Source organism: Kibdelosporangium philippinense, assembly GCF_021390435.2.
In the GTDB taxonomy this organism is placed as follows: domain Bacteria; phylum Actinomycetota; class Actinomycetes; order Mycobacteriales; family Pseudonocardiaceae; genus Kibdelosporangium; species Kibdelosporangium philippinense.
Genome location: NZ_JAJVCN010000004.1, coordinates 313,761 through 326,980, shown reverse-complemented (window position 1 = coordinate 326,980; position 13,220 = coordinate 313,761). Strand labels below are relative to the sequence as shown.

Below are 13,220 nucleotides of genomic sequence, written 5' to 3'. Positions count from 1 at the left end.
CGTCACCCCGTTGACAAGAGCCAATGTCGTCATCATGATGACATCCATGGACAACTACCGCGAAGCCCGGCAGTACCTGGACGATCAGGGCTGGGGCTCGGGGTCGTCGGCGACCGACGCGATGAACCAGGTGCAGCAAGTCGCTGAGGGAAACCAGCATCCGTCCTCGACTGAACTGCTCGCTGCTTTGGTTGTCCTGCGGCAGTTGCGGGACGACCTCGCACGGTGGGAACCGGCACTCATCACCGCGGCGCGTGAACTGGGGACCAGCTGGGCGGCGATCGCACCCGCGCTCGGCCTGGCAAGCAGGCAGGCCGCCGAGCGCCGTTACCTGCGGCTGAGCCCCTTGCCATCGGGCACATCCGGCGCAGAGGACCGGGTTCGGGAAGTCCGCGACCGCAGGGCAGCTGACCGCGCGGTCAGCGATTGGGCAAGGAAGAACTCGGCAGTCCTGCGCCAGCTGGCCGGACAGATCATCGGTCTGCCAGGCATGCGTCCGCGAAAACTGGCCGCCGCACTGTCTGAAGACGACCCGATTGCGTTGCTCGCGCCGCTCACGGCCGTGCGAGAACGCTTGCGCGGCAGTCATCCTGAGCTGGCCGACCGGATAGGTGCGTTGACCGATCAAGCCGACCAGCTCAGGACGGCGTCTAACGAGTCCCGATCCAGGGATAGTTGAGCGGCCCGATCTTGATCGAGTCAGCGATCCTGACCAGATCCTGTTGCGAGAGTGGGCCACTGACTACCATCGCCCGGCCGAGCTCGAACTCCACATACACCTCACCCGAGACGAACACCCCCTGCTTGCCGCGCACCGTCACTGGTGTGCCACCCTCCGGCCGATACGGCGGCACGCCGCCTGGCACGCCCGGCGGGCGCAGTGTGAAGATGCTCACCGAGACGCCTTTTTCGGCTTCCCTTGGGATGGTCTGTGCGCTCGCCGACACATCGACGTACTTCAGATCAATGGCGTGGACAGTGAATCCGCTTGGCTGCAGGTGTTCTGGCAGCCACTGGAACTCGAGGGGCCACACGAACGCCGCGTCCCCATCGGGCTTGACCGAGCGCGCGACCCGCAGTGCGATGTCAGCGACTTCGTCTGTGCCCGGGAAGATAACCGAGAGGCGCTGCCCCGGCTCGACCATCCACGTCACCGAGGTTTCCTGGTGATCGGTCACCAGCATTCCGGGAATCCCGTTGATGTCAACGGCTTTGCCCACGGTCGGCATCGCGGCCTGGCTCAGCAGGAGGCGCAGAGTCCGCTGATTGGCGGTCTCGCTGCCGGGCAACTCCCAGATCCGCATGAGAGCACTCTCTCCCGCGAACATCCGGGAGACTTCGTATGCGCCGTCCGGCAACCAGGTTGGCCTGTACTGCAACACGGTCACGCCTTCACCCGCGTGCTCGGCCGGTTTCTCCGGGACTGGAGCCGCCGGAAGCGTTGTCACCATTGGATCCGCGGGCGGAGCCGTATACGGCTGTCCCGCTGAGGACAACACGATCGGGGTTGCCACGGCCGCGGCCACACCGATGCTGATCAGGCCCATCCCCCAGCCGCTGATCCGGCGCTTGGCCGTGGCCTTCCGCACCTCTGCCAGTACCGCGCGGTGGTCTCCGGCCCGCCCAGCCTGGCGCTCAAACGCTTGCTTGATCTTTTCCTCTGTGCTCATCGTGTCCTCACACTCGGCTCGGCGCGGGCGTGATGCGCAGGGTCGCGAGGGCTCTTGAGACGTGGCTGCGCACGGTTCCCACGCCACAGCCGAGGTTCTCGGCGATCTGCTCGTCCGGCAGGTCGCAGAAGTACCGCAACACCAACACCGCCCGTTGCTTACGCGGCAACGCGGCGATGTCACGCAGCAACAGGTCCCGTTCGTCGTACTGGGCCGCGGAATCCCTCGTCGTCAGGCCGAGATCGGCGATCGCCTCAGGCGAGAACGGCACGTCTGTCGATGCCTTGCGCCTGCGCCACGACAGGAACTCGTTGGTGATCATGCGCCGGACGTAGGCCTCCGGCATGTCCAGCGCGCTGATGCGTTTCCACTTCCGGTACACCCGCACGAGAACCTCCTGCACGACGTCCTCGGCCAGATGCGGATCGCATGTCAGCACGGTGGCGTAGCGCAGCAGGCCCGGCGTTCGGGCCTCGGCGAACTCTTCGAACGTCACGGCCGTCCCCCCTTCTAGCTCCCCACACCCCACACGCGGTGAGTGGCCCGTTTCGTTGAGCGCGACCGCGACCCAATATCTTGTGCGGGTGCAGAACGTCGACTACTACGAACTGCTTGGCGTCGACGAGAACGCCACAGCCAGCGAGATCAGGTCGGCGTACCGGGCTTTGGCCAAGGTAATGCACCCGGACGCTGGCGGCACCGCGGGAACGTTTCGCCTGCTCCGCGAGGCGTACGAGACGCTGTCGGACCCCGAACGCCGCGCGTACTACGACAGCGACGAGGACGAAGAAGAGGAAGAAGAACCGCCCGCGCCCGTGGTCAGACGGGTCGCGCGCAAGATCGTGCGGGACGACCCGAACTACGTCCCCGTTCTGACGGAGATCTCAGCCGACACGATCGGGTGGTGGCACAGCGTAACCGTGACGCAGGCGGTGATGGCGCCGCCGATCAAGCCGGACCCGCCGGTGCTGGCGGCCGCGATCGCTGGCTGGGTGACCATGTTGCTGGCGTTGCTGCTGGTGGCGCCGCCGATCCCGCTACTGGTCATCTGGTTGCTCGCGTTGATCGCGTCTGGCGCCGTGTTGTTCAAGTCGGTGCGGCGACACCTCGACGGGCGCAACGCCCACAAGGCATTCATGGCGCGCTTTGGCGCGAATCAGATCTACGGAACCCCTGGCGCGGGCGCTGACCCTCGTGCGGAACGACTGACCGCGAACGTGCTGGCCACGTATCTCACGCGGCTGCCTGCTGTGCGGATTTTCCACGGTCTCGCCGAGCCGGGATCGGTGTTCGCCGACGTGGCCCATGCGGTGTTGTGCGGGCGCAGACTCGTGCTGATCGAGTCGAAGATGTGGCTGCCCGGGCATTACGACATCGACGAGGACGGCGAGGTGTGGCGCAATGACCACCCGTTCCGTGGCGGGTCGATTCAGCTGATCGAGCAGATCCCGGCTTTCCGTGCGCATTGGCCGGAGCTCGAGGTGCGCGGAGTGTTGCTGCTGTATCCCAGCAGGCCTGGTGAGATCACCACGGATTACACGGGTGCGGTGATCCCGCCGATGGTGCCTGCGGATTTTGTCAGGGAGATCGGCGGCTGGCTGGCCGCCGATCCGATCACAGTGGACAGAAAGGCCTTCACGGCCCTGCTCGCCCAAGTGGTTGATTAACCCGCCAGTGCCAGCAGGTTCTGGTTGCGGCTCGGGTGCCGCAGTTCGGCAAGAGCGTGCTTCTCCAGCTGACGGATCCGCTCGCGGGTCAGCCCGATCCGGTCGGCCACCTGCTGCAGCGTGTACTCGTGGCCGTCGTGCAGGCCGTAGCGCAACGAGATGATCAACGCCTCGCGCTGCGGGAGCGTGGCGATCTGCTTGCGCAGCTCGGTGTACAGCTCCTCACGCTCCAGGATCTCGGCGGCGTTCTCCGCCTCCGCGTCGGGAACGAGGTCCGCGATCTTCGAGTCGCCGTCCTCACCAACCGGAGTGTCCAGGCTGACAGCGTCGCGCCCGGCGCGCCGCAGCTCGACGATCCGCTCGGCGGTGGTGCCGACCTCCTCGGCCAGCTCCTCCGGCGTGGGGTCGCGGTTCAGCTTGGTCTCGAGCTTGCGCTCGACCCTGCGGAACTTCGCGAGCTCCTCGACAACGTGAACCGGAAGCCGGACAGTGCGGGTCTGCTCGGCGAGACCACGCCCGATCGCCTGCTTGATCCAGGCCATGGCGTACGTGGAGAACTTGAAGCCCTTCGAGTAGTCGAACTTCTCCACGGCACGGATCAGGCCAAGATTGCCTTCCTGGATGACATCGAGCATCGGCAGGCCAGCCTGCGAGCGCTTGCGCGCCTGGGACACGACGAGCCGCAGGTTGGCGCGGATCATGTGGTCCTTCGCCTGCCTGCCCTCGCGGGCCAGGATCTTCAGCTCGGCCGGGTCGTGCCCGATGTCCTCGCCTTCGGCGTGGCGGCGAAGCAGTTCGGTCGCGTAAAGTCCGACTTCGATACGCTTGGAGAGCTCGACTTCCTGCTGAGCGGTGAGCAGTGGTGTCGCTCCGACCTCGGCCAGGTAGTATCCAACCAGATCGGCGTCTTCCCGAGGGCGTACAGCGGCCTTGGTCGTCTCGACGGACATGGTCTCCCCCTTTCAAGGGCGCGCAGGTTTTACCCCACGCCGCCTTGGTTCGGCCCGGGGTAGCGAACGGGGTGTACCGGTGTTGCCGGTTACACAGCGTTCAACGGTACCTGTCGTCTAGGTATTCCACGTATGGGACGATCGACACATGGGCGTATGACGCCTGTATCGCTCAGCATCACTCGAACAGGTTATGTCTGCGTCAAATCATAGCCCTGAGCAGCGCGAACGCGCGCTCCATTTATTCGAGCTACCCGTCAAGGCGACACACGGACGCGTGACGAGGATCACCCTCTGGTTGGACGCTGACTCAAGCCTACATCAAGCAAAACCGCCCGTGCCTCGTCTCGGCAAATGAGACTCCACTTGGCAAGGCCAGTGGCAGCCCTCATCCGGACGTGCCATGGGGCCGTTTCGTCTCTCGCAACCTCACGGGCCACGACGGAGGCTTCTTCCCGAAGGTCGCGTCTCAGGATGGCCATCGCCTCCGCCGCCCGCCATCGCACGGTGTGATCGGACTGCTTCATCAGTGCCCTCAGACCCGGCAGCGCTTCGTCGCAGAACGGCCGCGCCAACTGGCCCAGGACGAACAGGGCTCGTCTGGCGTACTTCGGGTCCTTGGCGACTTCCCTGAGGACGTCGGCCGCTTCCAGGATGGCGGTGCGGTCTACGTTCACGATCGCCCTGGCGGCTTCTATGCGTGCGGAGGGTGTGGTTGTCATGATCCGCTTCAGGTGCGCTGTGGCTTTATCCCTGTAGTCCGGTGCTACTTCGCCAAGCACTTCGGCTGCGCGCCAATTATTGGTGGCCAGGGCATCGAGCGTCGCCACCGCAGCAGGTCGATCCACTCGGCTCCAGTTGATGAGGGCTTTGGCCGCGGACACACGGACGTAACTGTTGCGGCGGCAGTCGTTGAGCAGCCGCCGAAGCGTTTCCACGCCAGTGCTTTCACCAACCCGGGCCAACGCTTCCGCCGCACGGACACTCCGACAACTCGGCTGCTCGATGACCCCTCGGAAAAGTTCGACCGTGGCTTCATCCAGCTCGGTCTTGAGTTCATCGAGTGCGATGGCCGCACTCCAGCGTTGTCGCGGTGCTTCGACGGTGTTGGCGACGATCGCGCGGCAGGCCGTGACGGCTTCGCGTCGATAGTGCCGGTTGAACCCCGCCACAGCCACGTACTGCCGAGATGCCAACAGGTCAGCAGCTACTTCTGGCATGTGCTGCGGATGCCACTCGGCCAGGTGCACCATAGCTTTGACCTTCGTCCGGTGATCGAACTCGGGAGCGGAGATGATGTCTTGCAGGATGGCTTCGTCCTTGCCCCGCAACGAAGGCTCCGCCAGTGCATCGGCAGCCAGGTCCCGCGCCAGTTCCGTGCTAGTACCACTCGGCAAGTACTCCCTGATCGCATAGTTTCCCGGAACTTCGGCGCGGACATCGGCCGCAGCTCTCGGGTCATGGAAGATGTCCAGCAGAACCGACGCCAGCCCTTCGGATGTGATCGCGTTTATCTCTCGCTGCACCACCACGACGCCCCACCGCTGATGTGGATTGGTCAGCAGTGACATACGTATCCCAGCCAGCAGCCGACATACTTCCTGCCAGCCGTCCCGATCCAGCTGAACCAGATAGCCGGCAGCCCGGCACCGATCAGCCACACGGATGGGCTCGGCAGTAACCAAATCGGTGAGGTCGCTGGCCACCTGATCCACAGCGAACGGGTCGAGGCGGGCCAGCTCCCACAGCGCGACGATCCGGTCTTCGGTGGGGCAGCCAGGATCGAACGCTTGGATACGCAACTCGGCAATCGCTTCACCCGGAAACCCCAGACGGGCAAGGCACAACGCGGCAGCGCGTCGCAAGCGCACCTGCGGCTCCCACACGAGAATCGCTCGCACATCCGCGACCGCCAGTCGATGGGACTCCGCATCCAAGCGTGCCAACGTCTCCACGGAAGTTGTCCACGACAGGTAGTCAACAGGACGCGCAATGATGACGCGCAACGCGGCGATCGCCTCATCACGAATCTCATCCCCGGACCGCGCCAGATACTCTGCCGCCAAGCTCCTACCCAAGACTGTTGCTTCAGGGTCCGTCACCAACGCCACCAACGTCGCCTCGGCTTTCGGGTAGTGGGCCGGCCCGAACCGGTTTAGTGCGCCCGCTGCCATCGCGTGCCGGAAGTCGGTCTCGGTGTTGTCCTCAATGATTGTCTGCAGCAGCCGTACTGTCTGTACCCGCAACTCACTACCGAGACATGCCATCGCTGCGGCAGCCCGAGCGAAATGGTGCTGGAACACCAACCGATCCGTGAGGCATGCCGCGAGCACAGTCACCAGATCAACCACGTGAGTCTTGCCGAGTTCACCGAAGGCCTCGGCCACAGCCATGTAGTCGTATGCTCGCATGTCGGCGGGGGCCGGTAGGCCTTTTGCCGCGTCCGTGACGAACTCGGGTGCGAGAGAGCTGAGCTCCAATGCGGCCACCACACGAGCCTGAACAGTGGCGATTGGTGACCGCAGGATGGATCGCAACTCAGCCACCACTTCGCGAGTGTGTCCAGAACTGGTCTGCACCAGCATCCGAGCCGCATAGACATGCCACTGCCGCCTCGTGACACTGACCTCACCGGTGAGGGTCTCGAAGGTCGAAGCGGCCTGCCGATGGAACTCGGGGCCCAATCTCGTCAAACCCGCGGCGAACCAGTACCGGTCGCTGAATTCGTGTGCTTGCTCAGCCAATACGGTTCGCAGGACGGCAACAGCTTCATCACGGAACTTGTGCCCGAGTTCCGCCAACTCGGCAAGCGCCCCCCACCGGTCGTACCCATCTGCTATCGGGTCGAGGTTCAGACGCCGGAACTCAGCCTCGGCCTCGGGATGGTAATCCGGACCAAGCTCAGTGAGGCCTTTCGCAGCCCATATCTTCTCATTCGGCGATGCTGCGGGATCGGCCAAAATTTTTCGCAAATGGTTCGCAGCGTCAGCGTGATAAGCCGAACCCAGGCCCGCGAGGTTGGTGGCGTTGACATATCGCGAGTAGTGATACGTATCCCATGGATCACCCGCCAAGTCGTTCAGAAGCCGCGCGGCGATCGGGACATACACCGGTCCCAGTTTGGCGATCGCAAGCGCCAGGTCGGAACGCGCGGGCACCCGTAGGTGTCGTTGGTTCACCATCATGTCTTCCAGTGAGGCAGCCGCTGCCTCGAGATGCGCGGGTCCCAACGCGCCGAGAGCGAGCGCCGCGTCTTGGCGGCATTCCGCGTTTACCCAATCGGATTCGGCGACGCTCCGGAAAACCGCCAGCGCCCGGTCATGGAACTCGATACCAATCTCAGCGAGGCCAGCAGCGGCATGCACTTGATCGCCAACAGACGCGTTGCAGTCGTCAAGGGTCGACACCAACGCCGCAACAGCGTCCGTCCGGCATTGCGGACCCAGCTCAGCAAGGGCAACCGCTGCGGCACGACGGTCCCGGTCCGGACTCATTGGGTGCGACAGGATGCCTTTCAGCCCTTCGGCTGCGGCCTGACGATTTGAAACGCCCGCGGTAGCCAGGCTTTGTGCGGCTCGCAAGCGAAGACTCAACGGCAGGTCTCCAGAATTCATCGCGGTACACAACAACGCCACCGCGTCATTCCACGTTGCCAGGTTCTGGCGCCTGCACAACGCCGAGGCTGCCTCTACGCGGGATTCCCACGGCGCATCCAATGCTGAACAGATCGCGTGCAGCCACTCAGCTGGAGCTGCCTGAGTAGCGCGTCGAAGAGTTTTCTCTGGCCAGTACGCACTCGTTGTCGCCAGCGACCGTGCCATATCCAAGAAGGACTGCAATACGGGTCGGCTCACGGGAGCCCGCCGAGCCAACAGGTCCGCCGCTACTTCTTGCAGCTGCGCCGTGTTCTCGTGCAACCACGTCAGTACCGCGTCGGCTTCGCCTCGGTTCAAGTGCATGTAGTGGACTAGGACATCCCTGGCGTGATCCGTTGACCAGCCGTACCGAGTGGCGTGCAAGGCCTTTCGCCACAACGGATCTTCCGCGTCAAAGGGCGCCGGCAACTGCCGGGCCTTGGCGGTTGCTGCCAGGTGCTCGGCGAAACTGTGGTGCAGGAACTGGAGTTTGCCTGCTCGCATCACCAAGACGCCAGTCGCTAGCAGGTTGTGCACGAGGTCGCTGGAGCGTAGCCCGGGGCGCCACGAGTGCGCGGCTTGCAGGAGCGGAGCGTCCTCCTCCACGCGGGCAAGGCCCAGGTGCTCCAAGAGATCAGTCATGTCAGGATGGACCCGGGTGGAACCGAGGTACTCCAGGTAGTCCTGGTACATGCCGTACTTGTTGTCTGGCAACGAACGGTCTCTATGTTGTTCGAACACGATCGCGGCTATCGCGGCCAGCAAGGGGACTTGGACGAGGTCTTCCAGTTGGCCTTGGCGTACTTGGTCGAGGAACTGGTGGCTGGCTTCCGCTGACTCGAACCAGTGCTCGGCGAACAGCCGCAATGTCTCGAGGTCGAAGGGCAGCAGTTCGAACCGGGCCGCCGATACCCGATGCAATGGCGCGAGTCCCGCACCTTCCAGTGGGCGACTCGTCACCAGGAATCGGTAGATTCCCTCGGATGCCCACCGGGCCAGGTTGTTGATCAGGCTGTCACGGTCGGCCGCGTCGGCGACTTCGTCGACGGCGTCGACGGCGTCGACGAGCAGGAGCCAGCGGGCGCCTTCCACTCTGGCGGCGAACAAGGATGATGGCAGCCCGGCACGCAGCATCTGGCCGTACTCGGCCAGGACGCTTTCGGCGATCGCGTCTGCGAAAGGCAGGTTTAACCGGGCCGCAAGCTCACGGGCAGGCAAGCGCAACGGGATTACTGGTTCGGTGATCGGCGGCGGCCCGCCGTCCCATGCGGCCGCCATCTCCGCCGACAGACGCAGCGCAAGGGTCGGCTTTCCCTGGCCGGGACCGCCCGTCACCAACAGATGGTCGTGTGCGTCAAGTGCCGCGCGGATCGGTCGGGAAGGTGGGCGGACACCAAGCAATGGGCGAAAACGCTCAGGGTTACGCGACCGCCAGCCTGGGTCGCGGTCGTCGGGTTGCTGGATCTCCGGCATTCGGTCCGGCACGGTTGTCTCTTCTATACCGCTGCCGAGTTCTTGGCGGACGTACAACGTGGACAAGGAAACGGGCCGTGAGCCGGGGAGTTTGTACGGGAGCACATCCGCCGCGGAGACTTGAGCGCGTAGCAATGACGCGATCTCGAGTGGGAGTGGGCGGTTCCACGACGATTCAGCGACCGGGTTGCGGGCGGCACGGGCTTCGCGCAGCAAGCGCATCACTCGATCTTGGTCCATCACAAGGACTTCGATCATTCTTCGGGCTGTTTCGTCGCTTGGCAGGTAGTGGCCGTTGCACATCTCGCTGATCTTGGGCCGGGAGAAGGGCATTGCCGCGCTCAGCTGCCTTTGGTTCATTCCCGCCACCGCCAGTGCTCTGCGCACTTCCTCCGCGAATCCCACGCGCACTCCCCGAAGGTGTCCCGGATGTGTTCCCACAAGTGTCCCTTCGCTGGCGGGACACCCGCTGGGTTTCACAACCTAGCGCTATGCGACTGCAACCTGTGTATCGGACGATCCTCGCTCTCGACGCTGTCGGGTCCACCGCGGGGACCAACGCCACCCGTGGTCAGATCCGGGAGCGGCTTTACGAAGTTGTTGAGGAGGCTACGCAAACTACTGGGCCGTTCGTTGATCGCGGCGACGGCATGCTTGTTCTGCTCAAGGACGTGCCGAAGACTTGGGTGATCACGGACGTGGTGCCTCAGTTGAAAAACGTGGGTTTTCCCATCAGGGTTGCGATGCATGCGGGTGAGGTGCATCGGGACAAGCGTGGGTATTTCGGTGAGGCTATCGACCTCACGTGCCGGTTTGTCGATGCGCCACAAACCAAACGAGCGCTACGCCTCAGTGGCGCAACGCTCGTTTCTGTTGTGTCCGACGATATCTATCGATCCGTTGTGTGTCAGGGGTATGACGGGATCGACTCCCGTGCTTTCCGGCCTCTTGGGCGGGTTCGGCTTGGTCGCCGGACTCACCTCGGGTGGGTTCAGCCCGCTTTTTCCGCTCCGATTCTGGGGAATGGCGCCGTCGAGAACACTACTTCCACCGCTACCTCGAAGTATTCCGCGATCTTCAGCGCGAGGTAGAGGCTTGGGCTGTACTCGCCTCGCTCGAGGTAGCCGATTGTCTGGTAGTGCACGCTCAGCGCGTCCGCCAGTTGCCTGCGGGAGATTCCGCGTTCCGCCCGCAGCATCGCGATGCGGTTGTAGATGACCTCGCCACTCATCAGGTGGTCCTCTGCAGTGCCTTCTCGCGTCGCTCAGCCAGGGTTGAGCCTGATTCGCGGCGCGCCATTCTGCGCAACACGATCGGGGCGAGCAGGACGCCCGCAAGCGCCCATGCGCCTAGCACACCAACGGTTTCCAGGTGTCGCCACGATTGGCCGATTTCCACCACCACCAGCTCATCCGGCAGCAATGCCGACCGCATTCCCAGCCCCAGCCAGTAGATCGGGAAGATTTGGCCGATTGGCTGCAGCCAGTCCGGCATCTGCGTCAACGGGACGAAGATGCCTGAGATCGCCACGAGGCCCATCACCGGCAGGGACATCAGGCCGGAGTTTCGTGGGTTGGAGAACATCGAGCCGAGCACCGCGCCGATCGGCATCGTCGCGATCAGCCCGAGCACGAGCACCCAGATGAACGTCAGCCACGAACCGACCGTATCGAACGCCAGGCCGTCGAACAGGAACAACCCTGGGATCAGGATCATCAGCAGGCCGACCACCGACAGCGCGGACACCACGACCACCTTGCCGACGAGGTAGCCGAGCATGCCGTTCGGGATTGCCTTCGCGCGCAACAACGTTCCGTCTTCACGCTCGATCGTCAGGTGTTGCATCACGGTCATCATGCCGCTGAACGCCACCGTCATTCCGAGCACGCTGCTCAGTGACATCGTGCCCAGCGAGAACCCGGTCGTGCCGACGGTCGAGCCGCGCATGAAGATCATCACGACGATCAGGATCGTGTTCGGGATCAGCAGCCCGAGCAGGTCCTGTGCGGTGAAGAACGACTGCTTGAACTCGATCACGCCTCGTCGTGCGCCGCTGCGGATCGTCGTCATCATCGGGTTCATCGGGTCACCGCCGCGAACTCGGGCTCGGCCTGGCCGGATTCGAAGGCCACCACCATGGCCATGTACGTGTCCTCGAGGTTTCCCCTGCGCACCTCGAGATCGCCGACGTCATCGCCATGCTGTTTGAACAGGTCGTGCACGAACTTGGTCGCTTCCGTCGTCGCGTGCACATAGCGCTGGCCGTGCAGTGTCCACTTCACCTCGGACTCTGTCGACATCTGCAGCGACAACTGGTCCGCTGAACCGTCGGCGATCACGCGGCCTCCGGCGAGGATCAGGATCCGGTCGGCCAACTTCTCGGCTTCGGCCAGGTCATGCGTGGTCAGCAGGATCGTGGTGTCCTCGTCGTCGGACAGCCGGTGCACAAGGTCGTGGAATTCACGCCGAGCCGCCGGGTCGAACCCGACCGTCGGCTCGTCGAGGAACAGCAGGTCAGGGCGGCCGACGATGCCGACAGCCACGTCAAGCCGCCGCCGCTGGCCACCGGAAAGGCTCATGATCCGCTTGCTCGCGTGCGCGGTCAGGCCGACCACGTCGATCAACTCGTCGGCGTTCCACGGCTCGCGGTATGGCGTGTAGTAGCTGCCCAGGTGGTGCAGCAGGTCACGGACCCGCCATTTGCCGTGGTCACGCCAGGACTGCAGAACTACGCCGAGCCGCGCACGCCACGCTTCGTCGGCGTGCGCGGGATCGACCCCCAGTACCGATACCTCGCCAGCTGACCGCATCCGGAAGCCTTCGAGGATTTCGATCGTCGTCGTCTTGCCCGCGCCGTTCGGCCCGAGCAACGCAAGCACTTCGCCGCGGCACGCGTGGAAGTTCACGCCTTTGAGTACGTCGTTCGTGCCGTAGCGCATCCGTAAGTCACGCACGTCCAACACGAGATCGTCCCCCACCATCAGGTACCTCCCCATCGAACATCTCAGTCAGAATGTAGCAGACCTACTACATCTGACAATAGGTGTCGGTTACCGGATGGGCGGGGATGGTTCAACGGCGGGAGGACGGATCAGGTCGGAAGGGCGCAGATCGGGATGGCTCAGATCGGGATGGCTCAGGTCGGAGTGGCTCAGGGCGCGAAAACCCTGATCACTGTCGGCAGCAGCATCGAGTTCCACGTCCCGTTGGCGATCTGGATCCGCGGTTTGGTCTTGTCTCCTTGCCGAACCAGCACGTGATGGTACGGGTACTTCGACTCGAAGCTGGCGATCTCGTTCCAGGGCACCGACTTCTTGAACAGGCGGCCTTTGCTCATGCCTCGCTGGTCTATCCGCACACCGCCGATCTCAGCCGTGCCGCCCCCGCGGACGGCGGCGACAGCGGTCTCGACGATCCGGATACCGGCACGCTCGACCAGGATGTCCACAGCTCGCGACCATTGCTCACGGCCGTGGTCGCGCTTCTGATGATCCACCGTGCCGCCGAAGAATCCCTTGCTCTTGGAGAGCATCAGGAAAGTCGCTTTGCGACCATCGTGGGTTCCGACCTTGATCGTGAAGGACGTGCCCACGTAGACCTTGTTCTGGTAGCTGTCGATGAAGCCGAAGTCGACCTTGTCGATCTCCGGCCACGCGAAGCTTTTCCCGCCGATGGTGACTGCCTCGTCCGTCATCACCAGCCGGGTCGAGTTCGGCTTGTCCGGACGGGCCAGCACGTCGAGCAGCACCTGTGTCATGGCCATCGACGGTAGGGTCCGACCGGCCGCGAACCGGTTCCCCAAAGGGCAGAATCAGGGCCGCCAAG

At 63.9% G+C, this 13,220-nt stretch carries 10 protein-coding genes; 2 read left to right on the top strand and 8 right to left on the bottom strand.

Features of this window, described 5'->3' with window-relative positions; translation table 11 throughout:
• Positions 1-34: 34 nt before the first annotated feature.
• On the top strand, positions 35-679 hold the full coding sequence (locus tag LWC34_RS44395) for an HSP18 transcriptional regulator (RefSeq protein WP_233731322.1): 645 nt from the start codon (positions 35-37) through the stop codon (positions 677-679).
• Here the strand turns inward: LWC34_RS44395 and LWC34_RS44390 are convergent.
• Entirely contained in the window at positions 651-1,670 is a 1,020-nt protein-coding gene (locus LWC34_RS44390) for a hypothetical protein (RefSeq protein ID WP_233731321.1), read from the bottom strand. The genes LWC34_RS44395 and LWC34_RS44390 overlap by 29 nt on opposite strands.
• A gap of 7 nt (positions 1,671-1,677) precedes the next feature.
• On the bottom strand, positions 1,678-2,166 hold the full coding sequence (locus LWC34_RS44385; protein WP_233731320.1) for a SigE family RNA polymerase sigma factor: 489 nt from the start codon (positions 2,164-2,166) through the stop codon (positions 1,678-1,680).
• An 88-nt stretch (positions 2,167-2,254) separates the two neighbouring features.
• On the opposite strand from LWC34_RS44385, the gene LWC34_RS44380 reads away from it, so the two are divergent.
• Positions 2,255-3,337, top strand: coding sequence for a J domain-containing protein (locus LWC34_RS44380; RefSeq protein WP_233731319.1), 1,083 nt, complete (start codon positions 2,255-2,257; stop codon positions 3,335-3,337).
• Here the strand turns inward: LWC34_RS44380 and LWC34_RS44375 are convergent.
• From LWC34_RS44375 to LWC34_RS44350, 6 genes are all read right to left on the bottom strand, one after another.
• The gene (locus LWC34_RS44375) at positions 3,334-4,287 is read right to left on the bottom strand and encodes a sigma-70 family RNA polymerase sigma factor (protein ID WP_233731318.1); all 954 of its coding nucleotides are present in this window, start codon (positions 4,285-4,287) and stop codon (positions 3,334-3,336) included. The two genes, LWC34_RS44380 and LWC34_RS44375, sit on opposite strands and share 4 nt — an antisense overlap.
• Positions 4,288-4,574: 287 nt before the next feature.
• Entirely contained in the window at positions 4,575-9,800 is a 5,226-nt protein-coding gene (locus tag LWC34_RS44370) for a HEAT repeat domain-containing protein (protein ID WP_233731317.1), read from the bottom strand.
• Positions 9,801-10,386: 586 nt separating this feature from the next.
• The gene (locus LWC34_RS44365; RefSeq protein WP_233731316.1) at positions 10,387-10,626 is read right to left on the bottom strand and encodes a helix-turn-helix transcriptional regulator; all 240 of its coding nucleotides are present in this window, start codon (positions 10,624-10,626) and stop codon (positions 10,387-10,389) included.
• On the bottom strand, positions 10,626-11,477 hold the full coding sequence (locus tag LWC34_RS44360; protein ID WP_233731315.1) for an ABC transporter permease: 852 nt from the start codon (positions 11,475-11,477) through the stop codon (positions 10,626-10,628). The genes LWC34_RS44365 and LWC34_RS44360 overlap by 1 nt, the downstream gene beginning before the upstream one ends.
• The gene (locus tag LWC34_RS44355; RefSeq protein WP_233731314.1) at positions 11,474-12,376 is read right to left on the bottom strand and encodes an ABC transporter ATP-binding protein; all 903 of its coding nucleotides are present in this window, start codon (positions 12,374-12,376) and stop codon (positions 11,474-11,476) included. Before LWC34_RS44355 ends, LWC34_RS44360 begins: the two co-directional genes overlap by 4 nt.
• A 170-nt stretch (positions 12,377-12,546) precedes the next feature.
• The gene (locus LWC34_RS44350; RefSeq protein ID WP_250109468.1) at positions 12,547-13,152 is read right to left on the bottom strand and encodes a hypothetical protein; all 606 of its coding nucleotides are present in this window, start codon (positions 13,150-13,152) and stop codon (positions 12,547-12,549) included.
• Between the last annotated feature and the right edge of the window lie 68 nt (positions 13,153-13,220).

What these genes read in the sequence shown, in the direction of transcription:
- LWC34_RS44395 (WP_233731322.1), top strand. Translation starts at nt 35, where the DNA reads ATGATGACATCCATGGACAACTACCGCGAAGCCCGGCAGTACCTGGAC.
- LWC34_RS44390 (WP_233731321.1), bottom strand. Translation starts at nt 1,670, where the DNA reads ATGAGCACAGAGGAAAAGATCAAGCAAGCGTTTGAGCGCCAGGCTGGG.
- LWC34_RS44375 (WP_233731318.1), bottom strand. Translation starts at nt 4,287, where the DNA reads ATGTCCGTCGAGACGACCAAGGCCGCTGTACGCCCTCGGGAAGACGCC.
- LWC34_RS44365 (WP_233731316.1), bottom strand. Translation starts at nt 10,626, where the DNA reads ATGAGTGGCGAGGTCATCTACAACCGCATCGCGATGCTGCGGGCGGAA.
- LWC34_RS44360 (WP_233731315.1), bottom strand. Translation starts at nt 11,477, where the DNA reads ATGAACCCGATGATGACGACGATCCGCAGCGGCGCACGACGAGGCGTG.
- LWC34_RS44355 (WP_233731314.1), bottom strand. Translation starts at nt 12,376, where the DNA reads ATGGTGGGGGACGATCTCGTGTTGGACGTGCGTGACTTACGGATGCGC.
- LWC34_RS44350 (WP_250109468.1), bottom strand. Translation starts at nt 13,152, where the DNA reads ATGACACAGGTGCTGCTCGACGTGCTGGCCCGTCCGGACAAGCCGAAC.